Origin of the sequence: Salinibacter ruber DSM 13855 (assembly GCF_000013045.1) — a bacterium.
In the GTDB taxonomy this organism is placed as follows: Bacteria; Bacteroidota; Rhodothermia; order Rhodothermales; family Salinibacteraceae; genus Salinibacter; species Salinibacter ruber.
Window position 1 is genome coordinate 1,228,678 of the sequence record NC_007677.1, and the last position, 16,254, is coordinate 1,244,931.

Here is a 16,254-nt window from a genome sequence, read left to right on the forward strand (position 1 = left end):
GGACGGTTGGCAACTGTGCGTTTCTGTTACGAATGGGCGGGAGCCTGCGGCGTATGAGGTGCCATGGTCGTCGGACCTCAAGCCGCACGGGTTATGTCCTTTGACCGCGTCGCTCCCCCACGTCGCCGAGAGCACTGGTTCTGGGCCCTCGTCCCCCCAGCGCGTGCGCTCGTTCTTCTGGTCATTGTCTGGGTGGGGGCGGCCCTCCCGGTTTCGGGGCAGGCGGTGCGCGCTCCCCTGTCCTTCGATGTCCCGTCCGTAGACGAGCTCGCCCGGCGTGCCGTGGAGCAGCGCAGGACACGCCCGAGCATGCCCGCCACTCCGGTGGGTCGGGGGCTGCGCTCCGGCCTGCGTGGCAGTCCGCTCTCTCCACGACCGCCCGCCCCGGACGGCCCGCCTCGGTTTCAGCACGCCCTTCTGGGCAGTGCAATCGGGGTGACGGTCAGTGTAGGAATGCTTTACGTGTTGTCCGACGCCGACCTCTCCGATCGTACTGATCGGCGCCGGTACGGGGGCGACGGTGAGCTGCGGGCGCAAGGGGCCGCGCTGCTGTTGATTGTTGGAAGTGCGCCGATTGGGGCCGTACTCGGGTCGGGGCTCGTGGACGACGGGCTGCCCGGAGAGGCCCTCTTCGCCGCGGGACTCGGCGAACTCGTTGTCGGTGGAGTGGGAGCCTTGGCGGGCATTGGAGGGGCGGCCCTTGTGGGAGGCGGCCCCCCGGGTCAGCGCGTGGGGGCAAGCGTCGGGGCGGGCGTAGGAGCAGCCATTGGGGCCGCCCTGGGGGCAACCCTTTCAGCCCAGGATGGACGCGGGGCGTTGTCGTTTCGGGGAGGGACCTGGTCGGTTGGCGTACCCGACGCCACGATCTGGCCGAGTTTCCGACACGATGTCCCCATTGCTGCGCACGTCCCCCTCGTTACGGTGAGTCTCGAACAGTAGGAACGGGGTGGTTTTCCGGACAACGTTCACGGAGACGGGTGAACTTCTTTGTACCCCGAAGGTAAAGCGAACCACGAATCGCTCGTGCCGCCCTCCCCCCAGCGATCCGGCCTCTCTCCAAACGCCGACCTGCTCGTGATTGCACGCGAAGGATACACCATTATCGCCGTCGTGGCGGGCCTTGCGCTCATGCTGACCGGGGGGGCGCTCTGGGTGGACGCGTGGCTCTGGCGGGGGCCGATGCTCACCCTTGCAGTTGGGGGGCTCGCGTTTGTTCTCTACTTCTTCCGGGATCCGGAGCGCACGCCGCCGGCGGATGCCCTGGAAGCGGGCATCGTGGCCCCGGCCGACGGCCGGGTCGTGGAGATTGCCGAAGAGGACGACCCGCTGTACCTGGAGGGGCCGGCGCGGCGCATTTCCATCTTTCTCTCGCCGCTGGACGTGCATGTGAACCGGGTGCCGGCGCGGGGGGTCATCGAGCACGCTGAGTACCGCCCGGGCGATTACCTCGTGGCCTGGCACCCGAAGGCCAGCGAGAAGAACGAACGGTCGGAGTTTGGCCTGCGTCACCCCACCGGCACGAAGCTCCTGTTTAAGCAAATCGCAGGGGCGGTGGCGCGCCGCATCGAATACGACCTCCGTGAGGGGGACACCGTGGAAACCGGGGCGCGCTTCGGCATCGTCAAGTTTGGGTCCCGAATGGACCTGCTCGTGCCGCCGTCGGTTGAGCTTCACGCGAAGGAGGGGCAGGTCGTGCGGGCGGGCACGACGGTCTTGGGGCGCATCCCGACGCCCGAGTCCGGCCGGTCCTCGTCCGCCGAGGCAACCGCCGCGCCGTCCGCCTCGTCCGCACGCCGCTCGTCTGCTTCTTAATTGCTGACTGACTGGGATGATCGACCTCTTTGGGGCCGACCGTGCGGGCAGTACGGCCCGGGCGGACGACCGCTCCGCCCGGCCGGCGAGCGTCCGACGCCGCCTCCGGGCCTACCGGAGCGCGCGCCGCGAGCAGCGGGGCGACCGGCCGCCGCCCCGCGTGGCGGTGCCCTCTTTCTTCACGCTGATGAACCTGCTCTGCGGGTTTATGGCCCTCACGCAGGTGGCGGACGCTGCGTTCGTCCTGGCCTGCTGGCTCATTGTGCTGGCCGGCTTCTTCGACCTGCTCGACGGGGTGATGGCGCGCCTCACGGGCGCCGACAGCCCCTTCGGCGTCCAACTCGACTCCCTCAGCGACATCGTGTCGTTCGGGGTGGCGCCGTCTTTCCTGCTGTACGGCTACGTGCTGGACACCTTCAACCCACTCGGGATGATCGTTGCCGCCCTCCCGGCGCTCTGCGGGGCGGTGCGGCTGGCCCGCTACAACATGACCGCCGACGAGAGCGACAAAGAGGGCTTCGAGGGGCTTCCCATTCCGGGGCAGGCCATTGCCGTCGTGGCGCTCATCCTGGCCGCCGAGAACTCAGCCTGGGACGGGCGCTTCGCCCTCGACAGCCTCCGCGTCGTGTTGCCCGTCGTCATCGTGCTCTCCGGGCTGATGGTGTCGAGCATCCGGTTCGACGCAATTCCCATGCCCTCCCTGGAAGCGGTGCGCACACACCCCTCAAAGATCGCCGCGTACGGACTCGCGGGGCTGCTGATCGTGGGGCTCCAGGAGCGAGGGCTTCTGATCGTCCTGACCGCGTACCTGTTGCACGGCGTGGGACGGGCCCTCTACAAGCTCATGCGGGCGCTCGTCGCCCCGGTGCCGGACGAGCGGTTGGGCTCCTGAGAACACCGCCGGCCCCTTCGTCACTCTCTGCCGTTATCCGCATCCAACGTCCCCCATGTACAAAGCTACGATCTCGATCACCCTCCGGCCGTCTATCCTCGACCCCGAAGGCAAAACCATCCAGCACGCCCTGACCAACCTCGGGTACGACGCGGTGGATCAGGTGCGCATGGGCAAGCAGGCCGAGGTATGGATCGACGCGGCGAGCGAAGCGGAGGCCCGTGAGGTGGCCACGGAGGCCTGCGAAAAGCTGCTCGCAAACCCTGTCACCGAAAACTTCGAGATCCAGATCGAATCTGCGTCCCGCGAGGCGGTCGGGGAGGGAACGGCCTGACGGCGCAGCCGTCCTCACCCCATTGGGCATTCGATGCGTTTGCCTGCGACGGTCCGTTCACGAATTCGACTCGTTTGCTTGTCATGACTGAGGGTTTTCCGCGACGCACGCTTGGGGCACCGGCTGAGCCGGACGTTCAGCCGGCCCCGCCGGAGGTGGAAGAAGCCGACCAGGAGGAAGAAAACGAGGGGACCGATGAGCCCTGGTTTGTCATCCTCTTCAATGACGAAGTCCACACCTTCGAGGAGGTCATTGGGCAGTTGGTGAAGGCCACGGGCTGCAGCCGCAGCGAGGCCGAGGACATGGCCTGGACGGTCCACAATGAGGGCAAGGCAACCGTCTACGAAGGCACGTTTGAGGAGTGCTTCGAGGTGCAGAGCGTGCTGAAGGAGATTCAACTCGTGACGGAAATTCAGGGGTAGGCCGTCCCGGTGGGGCCTACGAGGCGGAGCGGCGCCACACGTGAAGGAGGGTTTGAGGGGTGGGATGGGCGTAGCGGGTCGTTCCGTTCAGGGCCTTCACCCGCACGGAATCCGGGCCCGGCACCACCACCGAGCGATCGTCGAGCCAGCCCCACACCGCCCCGTCGACCCGGCCGAGGCGTCGGGTCTGCCCCTTCACCCGCACGGCGGCCTGCGAGGACGCGTCGCTCCGCAGGGTAAAGGCGATGCGGTTGCCCGACGGCGACCATCGGGGATGCACCTGGTCGGCCGTGGTTTGGTCGGGAGAGACGAGGAAAGTGGGGCGCGAGCCGTCGTAGACCACCACCTGACGGTGGCCGGACGCCTCGACCCGTACATCGAGGGCCACCTCGTTCGTCTCCGGGGCCCATCGGTGGTGGCGAGCGTGGCGCTCGTTGCCGAACAGCGTTTCGGGATTGGTGCCGTCGGGGCCACTCAGGACAAACGACGAGTCGGGCACGTACTCGCCGCGGTCCCGGTCGTACTCGAGCTCCCGGTAGATGTAGGCCATCTGTTGGCCCGTGGGTGCGTAGCGGAGGTGGTGCATGCGGCGTATGTCGAGGGAGGCCTGGGTGGCACAGTCGCCCGCGTCCACCACGTACAGGTTGTCGTCGGTTCGGGCGGCGAGCGAGCCGTCCGGAAGCCAGTGGAGGACCTCGCGGACGCTGCTGCATCCCACGTCTCGGGTCGTGCCGTCGGGCGTCACCACCTGGAGCCCGCCGGGCCCACGCCCGCCGTCGTCGGTGGGGCGGTAGTACCCGACGGCGAGGCGCTCCTGGTTGGGGTGCCAGGCCAGAGAGTAGGCGACCGACGTCCCGGCCGCGGCGTGCACGCGGTGCGCCTGTTGTGTCGTCAGGTCCAGCAGCGTGAGGTGGGACGAGTCCGCCGTGGCGTAGCTGAAGGCAAGGTGCCGGCCGGACGGCGATACCGCCCGGGCCGGCTTGGCCGTGGCGCCCGCGGCGAGGGTCCGGCTTTCATCGGTCCGTGCATCGTGTAACACCAGGCCGTCGGCCGGGGTTGTGTGCAGCAGAAAGAGGGACGGCCCCGAGGACACCGCTGGTCCGTTCGCCTCGGTCGTGGAGCCGGGCGGCTGTGAGGACGAACAGGCGACCCCGAGCCCCAAGACCCCGATCAATGCGCACAAAACGAAGCTACGGGGCGCCGACGAGGGAAAATGCATAAATCGAAATAGACCGACAGAGCGTGGAACGGGTGGAAGGTCGGCACAAACCTAGCAGGACGAGCCGTGAAGGTCAGACGAAGCCTCCAGGCGGCCTCATTCCGATCAGGTCAACGCTGAAATCGGGACGGAGGGCGTTCCAAAAGCGTTCCACATGGCCGCAGAACAAGTGCGAAGAGGTCGCATAAAAGACCGATGTAAATAAAATTCCGGGTCCTTTTCCCCTGTGGAGAGGGAGTCGGAGGTCCGCTGAACGCGAACATGAGAAGATCTTAACTGAGTTATGGAGACAGGAACCGTCAAGTGGTTTAGCCCTGCCGAAGGATATGGATTCGTTGAGCCCGACAACGGGGAGGACGATGTTTTCCTCCACCACAGTGAGGTGCCCGACGAAGACCTGGAAGAAGGCGACCGTCTCGAGTTCGAAATCGAAGAGACGGAGAAGGGGCTGAACGCCGTCAACATTGAGGCCCTTACCGAGCCCGAGTGGTAAGCTCGGCCCGGTCCACCCGAATGCCCCTGAGCGTCCTGCTCAGGGGCATTTTTTGTTTGGGGGCTCTGTGAGGCGCGGCTGGACCAAGAGGCCTGGAGCATCCAGGAGTCTTCTCTGAATCCCTCGGGCCTGCGCCCCCTTCGTCAGGGAAACGTCAGGGAAAAGGATCCGTGTCCCCCGATCTTGTGGCGTCAAGGTCCCGAGGGGCGTTGGGGCGTGGCTCCTGACTGTTCTCGATTTCGATCCCGGGACAAGTGCGCCTCGCCCGTACGATGCAGAAGGGCCTCGACGCATGCCAATCCGGCTTCTCCAGACGTATGTGGCCGCGACGCATGCCACAGACTGCGCGCCGAATGTCCCCGCATGCCGATCGGCGTACGGGCGACGCAGCCGCCGTGTGCGCGTGCCCGACAGCCCCGCCGATCAACCAATCTAGCGCTTCCTTCCCGCTCTGCGCGGTGAGCCGTCCGGCTGGTCACGAGCCTGGGCCCGGACTTCCGTCCGCGGTTTTGATTCTACTCTCGCACCCGCGTCGTGGGCGACCGGGAGGACGAAGGGGACTGCACGTCCCGGAACCGACGACTCAGAACGTCAAAGTTGCGCCCAATCGACGCGCCGAGGGCGGCCTCTAGGTCGCGCACGTGGTGCGTGTGGACGGGTGGGTTGGAACGCTGAGTCTCCGTGTCGCGCCGGAAGGGGGATCGGAAGAGCGAAGAAGAGCTTTTCATAAAGAGTGCCTATCGGTGTCGTAGTGACGTATCCTGTGTCCGTTCGCACAATAATTTATCCGATAGGCTTATTAATGTTCCTCACCGGACTTTGAAATTCCCAGCGCCATACTCGTGACTGAATTGAAACACGCAAAACTCAAATGACTTTAGGATCCCCGTTTTGAGTGCAAAATCGCTCACCCTGATATGACCATCAACGAGCTGCAGTCTCTGAAGCCGTACCTGAAGATCTCGGCGCTGGCCGACGAGATTGAGGGCATCAACAAGCACACGTTGCTCTCAAAGGTGCGGCGGGGCACCGAGCTCACGATCGTGGAAAGTGACAAGCTCGAGGCGAAGCTGGGTGAGGTTATGACCCACGCCGGGTTTTCGCTTGCGCGCGAGTGAGTGTTGCGGGGCGGGTGCGTGCCCCCCGTCCGTGTGGTCGGGGCTCGGACGGGGGCGGTCCTGACTGATGAGTGTGCCCGCCGAGTGAAGGCCCTTCGGCCAAAGCCTGGAGGCACAGTCGAAGGTCCGAAAAAGGGAAAGCTCCCCAGGGCTACCGGAGTGCGTCCTCCAAAACCGTGGCGGCGTCGGTGTCGGCGTCGCGGTACTTGACGATGACGGGGGTCGAGAGGGAGAGGCCGTGCTCTTCTCCGAACGCCGAGTCGACGGACCGGGAGCCCGGCACGACCACGGCATTCTCGGGCACGACCAGCGGCTCGTCGTCGGAGGCGGTGTGTACCGTCTCCTCCGCGAGGTCGTACAGTCGGGTGGAGGAGGTGAGGGTGACGCCTGCGGCCAGCACGGCCCCGGCCCGCACGATGCAGCCCTCGTAGAGGCCCGCGTTGCCCCCAACGAAGACATCGTCCTCCACGATGACCGGGGTGGCGTGCACGGGCTCCAGCACACCCCCAACCTGGGCGGAGGCGGACAGGTGCACCCGCTTGCCGATCTGGGCGCAGCTTCCCACCAGGGCGTGGGAGTCGATCATGGTCTCCGCGTCGACGTACGCCCCCACATTGACATACATCGGAGGCATGCAGACCACGCCGGGCGCCACGTACGCCCCGGTCCGGATCGCCGAGCCGCCCGGCACGAGCCGCACGTTGTCGGCCTTGCGGAGCGGCTTGACCGGGAACGTGTTCTTGTCGTAGAACGGGAACCGGTCGCCCGAGTAGTCGACGGTGCGGCCGATTCGGAAGCCCAGGAGGATGCCTTCCTTCACCCATTCGTTGGCGTGCCAGGTGCCGTCGTCGGCGGGGGTGGCGGCACGCACCTCGCCGGCGTTGAGGGCCTGCACGAGATCGGCCACGGCATCGCCGGCGGTCCCCCGGTCCACGCCTGAGGGCTCTTTGGACTGTGCCACCAGCGATTCGATGCGATCTTGTAGGTCGGTCATGCGTCGGAAACCAGTGTGTGGACAGACGATGAGGGCAAATCGTCCCCGTTGCGCGCATTCACCATGAAGCTCCGAAGCGATAGACACATTGTAAACCCGTGTCCCGTAGCATTTTTTGTGCAAAACGCTTTTTGGCCCCTGGTGACAGGGGCGTTATGCGCTCGCGTCTCACCAAGTTCACCGTCGTCCATGAAACGATCGCTCGTATTTGCGGCCCTTCTTCTCTGTGCCAGCCTCACCTCGTGCCAGTGTGCCGACCAGCCCGACGTGGGGCCGGTGGAGGGCGAGGATGAGCAGGCCCATCGGATCCCGACCGAGACCGCGGCAGACCGGGGCCGGATCGCGTAGAAAAGACCCTCCGGCCACGCCTCTAATCCACATGTGTGCCGTGTCTCCTGCACGGTGCTTCCCCAGTCATGGCCATCCCGGACGAAAAAATTGAAGAGGTCCGCACCGCGGTTGATCTCGTGGAGGTGGCGGAAGACTACGTCCAACTGAAGCAGAGCGGGTCGCGGTACATGGGGCTCTGCCCGTTCCACAACGAGGACACCCCCTCCTTCAGTGTCGACCCGGACCAGAACCTCTACTACTGCTTCGGCTGCCAGAATGGGGGGGATGCCTTCAAGTTTGTTCAGGAGATCGAGGGGGTCGGGTTCTTGGAAAGCGTGCGGATGCTGGCCGACCGGTACGGCGTTCCGCTGCCGGAGGAGGAGACCGACCCCGACGCGGCCAACGAGCGCGAGGCCGTTCTGCACGCCCTGCGCTTCGCGGCCCGCTTCTTCTATCGCCAGCTCACGCAGTCCGACCGGGGGCGGCCCGCGCTCGACTACCTCCGCCGGCGCGGCTTCACCCCGCAGACCATCAAACAGTTCGGGCTCGGCTACGCCCCCGACGAGTGGGACGCCCTGTTGACGGTCGCGGAGGAGGAGCAGATCGACCGGGAGACGCTCGAAAAGGCGGGGCTCATTATCGAGCGCAACGACGGGAGCGGGTACTACGACCGGTATCGCGGGCGGATCATCTTTCCCATTTTCTCCCACATCGGCAAGGTGCTGGCCTTTGCCGGGCGCATCCTCGATCCCGACGACGAGCGCGACCAGCCGAAGTACATCAACTCGCCGGAGACGGAGGTTTACCACAAGAAGGAGGTGCTCTACGGCCTGCACCAGGCCAAGCAGGCCATCCGCAAAACCGACGAGGTTCTGCTCGTGGAGGGGTACACGGACGTGATTAGTCTGTCGCAGGCCGGGGTGGGAAACGTCGTCGCCTCCAGCGGCACGGCCCTCACCGAGCAGCAGATCGGCACGCTCGACCGGTACGCCAAGCGGGCGGTGATGCTCTACGACGCCGACGAGGCGGGGGAGCGGGCGGCCCTGCGGGGGATGGAGCGTGTCCTGGAGGCGGGACTGGGGGCCTACGCCGTAGAACTTCCCGCGGGCAATGACCCGGACGAGTACGTTCAGGAGCACGGGGGCGATGCCTTTTCCGACTACGTTCAGGAGCACCGGCAGGACCTTCCGTCGTTCGCCTACCAGCGGGCCCGCCGCAACGGGGTCCTAGAAACCCCAGAGGATCGGGTGGAGGTTCAACGCGAGATTATCGAGTCGGTCGCCCGGATTCCGGACCCGAATCTTCGGCGCGAGTACGTGGCCCACACGAGCGAGGTCACGGGCGTCCCGGACTCGGACCTGTTCCGCATGCTGGAGGAGGAACGGGAGCAGATGGAGCGCCGGGCCCAGCGGCAACGAAAGCGAGAGCAAAAGCGTCAGCAGAGACAGGCGGAGGAGGGCGCGTCGCCATCGGGGGAGCAGGCCGCCCCGCCCGACCGGAACGGCGCGTCGCCCCCGCCTCCCAATTCCACGACCGGGAAGACGGCGTCCGGCCCCGCGCTGCTCCCGGAAGAGCGGGTGCTGTTTCGGCTCATGCTGGAGAACGGGCGTCGCATGGTGAGTCTCGTGCTGGGGCACATGGCGCTGGACGAGTTTTCGGAGGGGGCGCCCCGTGACTTTGCGCGCGCCTTCGCCGAGATGTACGAGGACGGCACGGTGCGGCCCCAGCAGATTCTCAATGGCGAGCACGGCGAGGCGCTTCAGCAACTCGGCGCGTCGGTCATGATGGACGAGCATGAGGCCTCCGAGCACTGGGCCCAGAAGGAGGACATCTCGGTGCCCCACCTCAACGACCGCCCCTACGAGGCGGCCCGGAGCGCGATGAAGTTTTTGAAGATGGACCGTGTCGACGAGGCCATCGAGGCGGTCCGCGAGCGGATGTATCAGGCGAGCCAGCAGGGGGCGGACGAGGAGGTCCAGCGCCTACAGCAAAAGATGATGTCGCTGCAGGAGCTCCGGAAGGGCATCAAGCGCGGTGAGTTTCTCGAGGACTGAGAGGCCGCCGCGCGACGCTTTCGCGCCGCGAGACTATGGCCGTCGCCGGAGCGTATCGGGGACGGCGGGGACCGTGGACGAGAGGTCGGGGGGACGGCCCTCAAGCTTCATTCGGCCCGTGGCGCGGGTCGTCGCGTCGGCCAGGTCCTGCCAGGGACTGGACATCCAGAGCCGTCGGTGCGTGCTGATAATGCGAAGCTGGCGGCGGCGGTACCGGGTCGGTCGCTGTTCGGCGAGGGTCTCGAAGCGGTCGTGGAGCTGAAGCAGGCGCTCGCGGTTGTCCTTGGTGAAGCCGAAGTGGGCGATGTCGTCGACCAGGGCCTCGTACTGCCGATCCCATCGGGTTACCTGACTTGGGCTGGGCCCCGCGTAGGTCGAGGCGTCGTACCGAAAGGTCGCGGGCGAGTCGAGGGCCCGAATCCCCGCGGCGCGGAGCACATCGGGGGCTCCCAGCGGGAGGAAGAAGCGCACGGCCTTGCCGTCGATGGTAGAGACAAACCGTACGTTGCCGGCCTCCGGAATGGACCTGCGAGGGGAGGCCGGCAGGTCGATGTGGGGGTTCAGCGCGCGGAAGCGGTCGTATGTCGTCCGGGCGGTGTCGGCGGCCGGCCCCCAATCGAGCGACCGGGCCGTGGTGTCGAGGGGGGCGAGAAGATCGCGCAGCGTCACTGAGGTGCCCGGTTCCACCTGCAACCGGACGGCCTGGAGTGGGGGGGATTGGTCCACCGGGCGGTCGTCGCGGGCCGTAAGGGCGCCGTACGCGGCGGGGACGTAGCCGCGGGAGTCGCCGCCGAAGGTGGATCCGTCGCGCACCGTGTCGAAGCCCTCCGTCACCGCCCAGGCGTAGGCGTCCGCCACGGTCGAGGAGGCGGTAAAGTGGTCCGAGGTGTAAAACGCGCGATACAGCGTAAAGATGTTGCCGGGCCCGGCGTGGTAGGCGGACAGGCCCGGCAGTTCGTGCCCCACGGCGTTGGCGTAGCCGCGCAGCAACAGGAAGGCGGGCTCCAGCACGAGGAGGGGGTTGCGCTCCTCCCGGACGCGCACCCAGGCGTCGGCCTCCGTCGGAAGCGTGTACTCGGTCACGCCGCCCCGGCGCAGGATCCAGGGCAGCATCTGGTAGCGGCTCACGGCCCCCGCCGTCGACACGAGGTGATCCTGGTTGAACGTCTCAACGGTTCCGATCTCTGTCGCGAGCAGGCTCAGTCCCAGGTGCTCGGCGAGTCGGCGCTCGTAGGCCCGGTAGGCCCGATCGCGCTCGTGGGCGGTTTCGACCTGATTGGCCCGTCCCCAGCGGACGATGATGTCGTCGAGGGGAACGCCACGCCGCTCGTACTTGTCCACGAGCCGGTCCATCTCCTCGTGGCGCCGCTCATCGACCGTGTTCCAGTCTACGGGGGCGCCGTTTTCGTACGCGGCCCGGAGGTCCGTGAGCGCAAACAGCTCCAGCACCTCGTCCGTCCGGCGGTCGATGACCCGAATCGTGAAGTTGTCGTCGTGGGCCTGCCGGTGGACGTACTGGTCCAACAGGTCGTGAAACTGCCGGAGGATCTCCGGATTGCGGCTTGTCGCGAGGGGGGCAGACGGGGTGAAGTAGGGGGCGAGTTTCGTCGACGGATGCGAAGACCGGTCTGCCAGGACGGGAGCCGGGCTCGCGTCCGAAGGGGCAGGGCCCTGAAACAGGGGAGAGGGAAAGAACGGAAGGTCGGAGAGAACCTGGGACTGGCCCGGGGAGAACGGCGCGACTGCACTCAAAACGACGAGCAACGTCACCCCGCTGAGCATAACGGCCGAGAGACGACGAATGAGCCGGGCGGCCTCGGGGGAGGACGCGTCGACGCCGTCGTCGGATTGGTCGGACCAGAAGGGGAGGCGCATAACAGTGCAGTCGTGAACACCGACGAGAAGCGAGGGCGCGGGCCGTCAGGCCGAGGAAGGGACAGAGGCCGTCCGGGCGTGCCCTAGAAACGCCCGAAAGAGCGGTCGGGTGATGTCCCCCATGCGTTCGGGATGAAACTGAACGCCGAACAGGCGTCCACTCTCGTGTTCGATCGCCTCGATCACCCCGTCCGGGGCCGTGGCCACCACCGAAAATCCCTCCCCAACCGTCGCGATGGCCTGGAGGTGGCGCGTGTTCACGGGTAGGGTGTCGACGTCGAGCCACCGATGCAGGTGGGAGGACGAATGCAGGGTTACGGGGTGCGTCGTGGCCCCACGTTTCTGGCTGTGCGTCTGCGCGCCCTCGTGTTCAGCCTCTACGTCTCCGTAAATCGTGCCCCCTGCGAGGGCGTTGAGGCGCTGCATACCGTAGCAGATGCCCAGAATGGGCCGCCCGGCCTGCCAGCAGGCCTCAATCCAGCGGCGGTCCGACGCGGCCCGCTGCGGGCCGAGGGCGTCGAGCTCTTCGGGGAGCGGGCCGGTGAGGCCTTCGGAGACGGCCGGCCCCCCCGGCACCACCAGCCCGTCAATGCGGCCCAGCGTCTCCTCGACCGTCCGGTCGGACGCGGTGATGGGGAGCACCACGGGGACCCCACCGGCGTTTTCGATGGCCGCCGTGTACCGGCGGTCCAGACGCTGAGTCCCGTCCGTGTGGGCGGTCGTAATGCCAATGTGAGCGGGCATGGGCGACGGCGAAGAGCGGTGCAGGAAGACGGGTGGAGGGTAGGGTCAAATTGCGTGCCATCCGACCGGAAGACGGCAGGCGGCCCCAGTCGAGGGGGCCCTCAAGGCCGCACGTCGCGCAGCGTGATGGGGGTCGGGTCGGAGGGGGCCGTCAGGTCGAGGGCCAGGGTGAGGGTGTCGCGGGAACGGATGATGTTCGTCGCGTGGGAGCCGAGGGATCCACGATCGAGTTGATCGTGCAGGGCGCTCTTGATGGTACGGCGCTGGCCCTGCGTGGTGGAGGAGCCGTGGATCACTTTCAATTGGCTCCGCCCGCGGGTCTCGGCGAGACGAAGCGTGGTGTAGGTCACGTCGAGGGCCTCGTCGACCGACAGGCCGTGCAGGTCGAGGGTCACCGTGGAACCGTCGTCGTCAAGCGTGGGCGTCGCCATGGGCCTCGGGGTGGGGCATAAAAGCAGTGCGTGTGTGGTACCTTCCCGGCCGAGAAGAGATTCGGGGGGAGCCCGGTCCGAAACGGTCCCCGTGGAGGGGCAGTGCTGTGTACGGAGCACTGGAAGGGGCCCCGCAACAGCCATCGGGAAGTGTGTGAACGCTTCGCCGCGTCCGCCCGGACGAGGCATCGGTCGTTGGGGCACGATGGTAAGGCGGCGCCCACGGTGCGTTTCTACGTCGGCGAAGGGCAGAACGGTTGGTGTGAATCGGATCCGGGAGTGCCGCGCCGACGCGGGGCAGCGGAGGCGGCAGGGCGGCCGTGCCCGCGGAGAAAGGACACACCATCACGCCGCCCAGGCCGGCAGACGCGACGTTGAGTCGACGGAGGCGCCCGCCTTGGCACTGATCAACGGCCCTGCACCCGGGCGTCGCACGGAGGGCACGGAAACGGGCCTACGCAGTGCCGTCGGACGGATCGGACTCTCCAATCAGACGGGCCCGCTCCCGTTCGATCTGGTCCAGGAGACGGGGGGCGTGCTCCACGAGCCGCTCGATGAGGGTGCTCAACTGGTCCCGATCCATGTCCGCTAGAAGATCGGCGACCGCGGCAGGGTCCGATTTGAGCACCTCGTCGCTGTCGAGCACCTTCAGTACAGTGGCGACGACGTGCTTGCACCAGGAGCCCTCGTAATACGGACACGTGCACTCAACAGCCGCGATGTGGTCGGCCTCGAACTGAACGGTCACCACGTACGGGTGCACGTTGCTTCCCTGTACCTTCGCCTTCAAGGTGTGATCGTCGGTTCGCTCCACGGACTGCACAGCCCCGTCGTGGAAGTATTGCCGGCCGCGCTCGAAGGACCCGCCCGCGGTGTGCTCCCGGAGCTGGTCCCTGGTGACGGGAAGAGTGGTCATGATGGCTGAAGGGAAACCAGAATTATGCGTTCAGGGGAGAAGAGGACGTCTCGGGGGCGGAGGCCACGTGGTCGAGGAAATTCTCAAAAACGCGGGTGGCGGTCCCGGCCGCCTCCACGTTGGCGTCCGTACAGGTGTCGAGGGCGCGCTGGATCTTGCGGCCGGACAGGTCCTTCGAGTGAATCATGGCCTCGGCGGTCTTTAGGTCGTACTCGGGGTGGAACTGCACGCCGTACACCTGCTCGTAGCGGAGCGCCTGTACGCCCGTCTCGTTGGAGGCCAGCAGGCGGGCGTCGGGCGGCATCGTCACCACGTGGTCGGAATGGGTGGCGAAGACGGTAAAGGGATCCGGAAGCCCGTTCCAGATCGGATCGTCCGCCTCCTGTTGAACCTCGATGTAGCCCAGCTCATAGCTGCCCCCGCGAACGGTCCCCCCTAGGATCTGGGCGAGAAGCTGGTGGCCCCAGCACACGCCAAGAAGGGGCAGGCCGTCGGAGATGGCCCCCTCTACCCACCGGCTCAGCTCTTGTATCCAGGCCCGGTGGCTGTCATAAACGGAGGACTGTGAGCCGCTGATGATGGCGCCGTCAAACGACGGAGGCGTCTCGCCGTCCGTCTGAACGGGAGCGGGCTCACCGATGGGTGGGGGCATCTCTCCCTCGTTCGCGTTGTAGACGGTGAGGGACGCATCGACTTCCCGCTCGAAGTTGCGCTGGGCGTGAGGGGTGCCGAGCGATGCGTCGATGAGGGCAAGATGCATCTCGAAAGGTGCGTTCGGTTCAACAGATTCTCACGTAGATCACCGCCGAGAACGAAGTGCGTTCCGGCCCTTGGACGAGGACAAGCGATGCGCCGAACCCGGAGGGCCCTTGACTGAAAGCCGGCTCGTCCGTAGCGTCTATACCACGGAGGTCCAAGAAGTCGTCCCCCGGCGGGCGCAGATGAGCAAGGCATTCTCCGACCCCGCGGAAAGCAGGGGGGGAGTGAGTGACGGCCTGCCCATTCGGCGCTCCGCCCCGGGGAACCGTGAAAACTTTCTATAGGGCCCCTCGTGTCAGTGTTCGCACTCCCGACGCCGCTGCGTTCACGATCCCCATTGTCTCCGCCCAAATGACTGGTCCCAGCCCCGGGCCCATTCGTCGCGTCACCGTCCTCGGGATCGCGCTCGTGACCACCCTGATCCTTGGGGCATGGTCAACACCGCGAACAGCACGGGCGCAGCCGACGTCCCGCCCGGACCGGTCGAGGACAGTCCCCGACTCCTCCTGGAACCAGGAGGGCGTACGCGATACCAGTCGGGCGGCCCGGTGGCGCCGCGTGCGTCGCCAGAAGGCCCAGTCGATGGAGGAGCACAGGCCGTCCTTCGTAGAGCGGGCCGTGTCGTTTGTGAGTAGCTTCGGTGGCGCCGTCGTGCCCCACCGCCTGATTCTCGATGTGCCCCGGGTGGAGATTGCCGACTTCCACCCGGTCTTTGGGGGGCTTGAGGGCAACGCCGGAACGACGGCAGGGGTGCTCTACGCCCCGACGTTCTGGGCGGGGGAGCAGCGCCTCGCCGAGGCGGAGCTTCTTGGGAGCCTCCGGGGGTACTACGGAACCGGGATGCGCTTTGGGGGCGTCTTTGGGCCCTACGTGGGATACGCGTACGCCCGGTATCAGCACCGCCCCCGCGAGAGCTTCTACGGGGTCGGTCCCGACAGCCAGGTGGACACGGAAGCCGGCTTCCGGTTGGACCAGGGGGTTGTGGGGGGGCTTCTGGGATGGTCGCCCCGCCCCAGTGCACTTCTTGGGGGACACGTCTCGTACCAGGCGAACCGGTACGGGACCGGGCAGGGCGGCCGGCCGACGGTCGCGGATCAGTTCGGGGCGACCCTCCCCGGCATAGGGGACGATGTGGACTACCTCATGCTCGGGGCGTTCTTCGAGCTTGACGCCCGCGACACGCCGTACACCCGCGCCTTCGGACACCGATTTGCCCCGACGGAGCCCCGACTGCGCGGGGTGTCGCTCGATGCATCGCGCGGATTCTACCTGGCCTCCGAGGTGACACACAATTTGAGCATGCGCGGACAAGACGTCGACTTTACCCGCTTCACGCTCGATGTTCGGGAGTTCGTGCCGATTGGAAAAGAGCTGCTCCACGGCTTCTCCTTTCGCCAGTTTGCGTCGGTCACCCACTCGGGGGGCGGGCGTGTGCCGTTCTATCGATTGCAATCCATCGGGGGGGCCCGATCCCTCCGGGGATACCCGTCGGGGCGGTTCCGCGACCGAAACGTGCTGCTGGCGAACGGAGAGGTGCGGTGCCAGGTCTGGCACTGGATCGACATGGCGGTCTTCGCCGACGTGGGGCACGTGTTTCGCGACGTTCGCGACGTCGATGCTGCGGATCCGCACCTCGGGTACGGCCTTGGGTTTCGGGTCAAGAACGACGGGAAAACGCTGGGGCGCGTCGACGTGGCCCGGGGACGAGAGGGATGGGAGCTGCACCTTGACCTAGGCTCTCTCTTCTAATCACCATGTGCGCCGCGTTTTTCGGTTCAACTCGTGGGCTGCGGGTCCGGTGGGCCGGAGGGCTGCTGTGCCTGTTGGCGCTTCTCGGCGGGAGCCCCTCGTCCGCAGCCGC

General features: G+C 66.6%; 18 protein-coding genes. 10 read left to right on the top strand and 8 right to left on the bottom strand.

Features of this window, described 5'->3' with window-relative positions:
- Positions 1 to 93: 93 nt before the first annotated feature.
- The 5 genes from SRU_RS05075 to SRU_RS05095 all read left to right on the top strand — a co-directional run bounded on the left by SRU_RS05075 (position 94) and on the right by SRU_RS05095 (position 3,460).
- A complete protein-coding gene (locus SRU_RS05075; protein ID WP_164923547.1) occupies positions 94 to 939 on the top strand; it encodes a hypothetical protein in 846 nt (281 codons plus the stop codon).
- Positions 940 to 1,074: 135 nt separating this feature from the next.
- Positions 1,075 to 1,812 (top strand): phosphatidylserine decarboxylase family protein, encoded by a 738-nt coding sequence (locus SRU_RS05080; protein ID WP_118829498.1) that lies wholly within the window; start codon positions 1,075 to 1,077, stop codon positions 1,810 to 1,812.
- 16 nt (positions 1,813 to 1,828) lie between these two features.
- A complete protein-coding gene (gene pssA, locus SRU_RS05085; protein WP_112903617.1) occupies positions 1,829 to 2,704 on the top strand; it encodes a CDP-diacylglycerol--serine O-phosphatidyltransferase in 876 nt (291 codons plus the stop codon).
- A gap of 55 nt (positions 2,705 to 2,759) precedes the next feature.
- The gene (gene purS / locus SRU_RS05090; protein WP_011403723.1) at positions 2,760 to 3,038 is read left to right on the top strand and encodes a phosphoribosylformylglycinamidine synthase subunit PurS; all 279 of its coding nucleotides are present in this window, start codon (positions 2,760 to 2,762) and stop codon (positions 3,036 to 3,038) included.
- Between the two features lie 83 nt (positions 3,039 to 3,121).
- Positions 3,122 to 3,460 (top strand): ATP-dependent Clp protease adaptor ClpS, encoded by a 339-nt coding sequence (locus SRU_RS05095; RefSeq protein ID WP_013061555.1) that lies wholly within the window; start codon positions 3,122 to 3,124, stop codon positions 3,458 to 3,460.
- A 16-nt stretch (positions 3,461 to 3,476) separates the two neighbouring features.
- On the opposite strand, the gene SRU_RS05100 is transcribed toward SRU_RS05095, so the two are convergent.
- Positions 3,477 to 4,679 carry a PD40 domain-containing protein gene (locus SRU_RS05100; RefSeq protein ID WP_118828824.1) on the bottom strand — a complete coding sequence of 401 codons (1,203 nt, stop codon included), beginning with the start codon at positions 4,677 to 4,679 and terminating at the stop codon, positions 3,477 to 3,479.
- Between the two features lie 283 nt (positions 4,680 to 4,962).
- Here SRU_RS05100 and SRU_RS05105 point away from each other — a divergent pair, with 283 nt between their 5' ends.
- Positions 4,963 to 5,172 (top strand): cold-shock protein, encoded by a 210-nt coding sequence (locus SRU_RS05105; RefSeq protein ID WP_011403726.1) that lies wholly within the window; start codon positions 4,963 to 4,965, stop codon positions 5,170 to 5,172.
- 515 nt (positions 5,173 to 5,687) lie between these two features.
- On the opposite strand, the gene SRU_RS05110 is transcribed toward SRU_RS05105, so the two are convergent.
- On the bottom strand, positions 5,688 to 5,900 hold the full coding sequence (locus SRU_RS05110; RefSeq protein ID WP_011403727.1) for a hypothetical protein: 213 nt from the start codon (positions 5,898 to 5,900) through the stop codon (positions 5,688 to 5,690).
- A gap of 189 nt (positions 5,901 to 6,089) precedes the next feature.
- On the opposite strand from SRU_RS05110, the gene SRU_RS05115 reads away from it, so the two are divergent.
- A complete protein-coding gene (locus SRU_RS05115; protein WP_011403728.1) occupies positions 6,090 to 6,290 on the top strand; it encodes a hypothetical protein in 201 nt (66 codons plus the stop codon).
- A gap of 151 nt (positions 6,291 to 6,441) precedes the next feature.
- Here SRU_RS05115 and SRU_RS05120 read toward each other — a convergent pair whose 3' ends face one another.
- Positions 6,442 to 7,284 (bottom strand): 2,3,4,5-tetrahydropyridine-2,6-dicarboxylate N-succinyltransferase, encoded by an 843-nt coding sequence (locus SRU_RS05120; protein WP_011403729.1) that lies wholly within the window; start codon positions 7,282 to 7,284, stop codon positions 6,442 to 6,444.
- 189 nt (positions 7,285 to 7,473) lie between these two features.
- Here SRU_RS05120 and SRU_RS05125 point away from each other — a divergent pair, with 189 nt between their 5' ends.
- Positions 7,474 to 7,632 carry a hypothetical protein gene (locus tag SRU_RS05125; protein ID WP_162890602.1) on the top strand — a complete coding sequence of 53 codons (159 nt, stop codon included), beginning with the start codon at positions 7,474 to 7,476 and terminating at the stop codon, positions 7,630 to 7,632.
- A 68-nt stretch (positions 7,633 to 7,700) separates the two neighbouring features.
- Positions 7,701 to 9,668 (top strand): DNA primase, encoded by a 1,968-nt coding sequence (gene dnaG / locus SRU_RS05130; RefSeq protein WP_011403730.1) that lies wholly within the window; start codon positions 7,701 to 7,703, stop codon positions 9,666 to 9,668.
- 33 nt (positions 9,669 to 9,701) lie between these two features.
- Here dnaG and SRU_RS05135 read toward each other — a convergent pair whose 3' ends face one another.
- From SRU_RS05135 to SRU_RS05155, 5 genes are all read right to left on the bottom strand, one after another.
- Positions 9,702 to 11,543, bottom strand: a complete 1,842-nt coding sequence (locus SRU_RS05135; protein ID WP_011403731.1) for a hypothetical protein — start codon at positions 11,541 to 11,543, stop codon at positions 9,702 to 9,704.
- Positions 11,544 to 11,588: 45 nt separating this feature from the next.
- On the bottom strand, positions 11,589 to 12,287 hold the full coding sequence (locus SRU_RS05140) for a gamma-glutamyl-gamma-aminobutyrate hydrolase (RefSeq protein ID WP_011403732.1): 699 nt from the start codon (positions 12,285 to 12,287) through the stop codon (positions 11,589 to 11,591).
- Between the two features lie 101 nt (positions 12,288 to 12,388).
- A complete protein-coding gene (locus tag SRU_RS05145; RefSeq protein ID WP_162892273.1) occupies positions 12,389 to 12,718 on the bottom strand; it encodes a Smr/MutS family protein in 330 nt (109 codons plus the stop codon).
- A gap of 454 nt (positions 12,719 to 13,172) precedes the next feature.
- Complete coding sequence (locus tag SRU_RS05150; protein WP_011403734.1) at positions 13,173 to 13,634, bottom strand: SWIM zinc finger family protein; 462 nt, start codon at positions 13,632 to 13,634, stop codon at positions 13,173 to 13,175.
- A gap of 22 nt (positions 13,635 to 13,656) precedes the next feature.
- A complete protein-coding gene (locus tag SRU_RS05155) occupies positions 13,657 to 14,394 on the bottom strand; it encodes a type 1 glutamine amidotransferase (RefSeq protein WP_011403735.1) in 738 nt (245 codons plus the stop codon).
- A gap of 350 nt (positions 14,395 to 14,744) precedes the next feature.
- Here SRU_RS05155 and SRU_RS05160 point away from each other — a divergent pair, with 350 nt between their 5' ends.
- Positions 14,745 to 16,142: a BamA/TamA family outer membrane protein gene (locus SRU_RS05160; protein ID WP_118828825.1), complete on the top strand. Its 1,398-nt coding sequence runs from the start codon at positions 14,745 to 14,747 to the stop codon at positions 16,140 to 16,142.
- The last annotated feature ends 112 nt before the right edge of the window (positions 16,143 to 16,254 follow it).

Excerpts from the sequence above, each read along its gene's own strand:
- SRU_RS05120 (WP_011403729.1), bottom strand. The coding sequence starts at position 7,284 with ATGACCGACCTACAAGATCGCATCGAATCGCTGGTGGCACAGTCCAAA.
- SRU_RS05110 (WP_011403727.1), bottom strand. The coding sequence starts at position 5,900 with ATGAAAAGCTCTTCTTCGCTCTTCCGATCCCCCTTCCGGCGCGACACG.
- SRU_RS05155 (WP_011403735.1), bottom strand. The coding sequence starts at position 14,394 with ATGCATCTTGCCCTCATCGACGCATCGCTCGGCACCCCTCACGCCCAG.
- purS (WP_011403723.1), top strand. The coding sequence starts at position 2,760 with ATGTACAAAGCTACGATCTCGATCACCCTCCGGCCGTCTATCCTCGAC.
- SRU_RS05095 (WP_013061555.1), top strand. The coding sequence starts at position 3,122 with ATGACTGAGGGTTTTCCGCGACGCACGCTTGGGGCACCGGCTGAGCCG.
- SRU_RS05150 (WP_011403734.1), bottom strand. The coding sequence starts at position 13,634 with ATGACCACTCTTCCCGTCACCAGGGACCAGCTCCGGGAGCACACCGCG.
- dnaG (WP_011403730.1), top strand. The coding sequence starts at position 7,701 with ATGGCCATCCCGGACGAAAAAATTGAAGAGGTCCGCACCGCGGTTGAT.
- SRU_RS05135 (WP_011403731.1), bottom strand. The coding sequence starts at position 11,543 with ATGCGCCTCCCCTTCTGGTCCGACCAATCCGACGACGGCGTCGACGCG.
- SRU_RS05140 (WP_011403732.1), bottom strand. The coding sequence starts at position 12,287 with ATGCCCGCTCACATTGGCATTACGACCGCCCACACGGACGGGACTCAG.
- SRU_RS05145 (WP_162892273.1), bottom strand. The coding sequence starts at position 12,718 with ATGGCGACGCCCACGCTTGACGACGACGGTTCCACGGTGACCCTCGAC.
- SRU_RS05115 (WP_011403728.1), top strand. The coding sequence starts at position 6,090 with ATGACCATCAACGAGCTGCAGTCTCTGAAGCCGTACCTGAAGATCTCG.
- SRU_RS05100 (WP_118828824.1), bottom strand. The coding sequence starts at position 4,679 with ATGCATTTTCCCTCGTCGGCGCCCCGTAGCTTCGTTTTGTGCGCATTG.
- SRU_RS05160 (WP_118828825.1), top strand. The coding sequence starts at position 14,745 with ATGACTGGTCCCAGCCCCGGGCCCATTCGTCGCGTCACCGTCCTCGGG.
- SRU_RS05105 (WP_011403726.1), top strand. The coding sequence starts at position 4,963 with ATGGAGACAGGAACCGTCAAGTGGTTTAGCCCTGCCGAAGGATATGGA.
- SRU_RS05125 (WP_162890602.1), top strand. The coding sequence starts at position 7,474 with ATGAAACGATCGCTCGTATTTGCGGCCCTTCTTCTCTGTGCCAGCCTC.
- SRU_RS05075 (WP_164923547.1), top strand. The coding sequence starts at position 94 with ATGTCCTTTGACCGCGTCGCTCCCCCACGTCGCCGAGAGCACTGGTTC.
- pssA (WP_112903617.1), top strand. The coding sequence starts at position 1,829 with ATGATCGACCTCTTTGGGGCCGACCGTGCGGGCAGTACGGCCCGGGCG.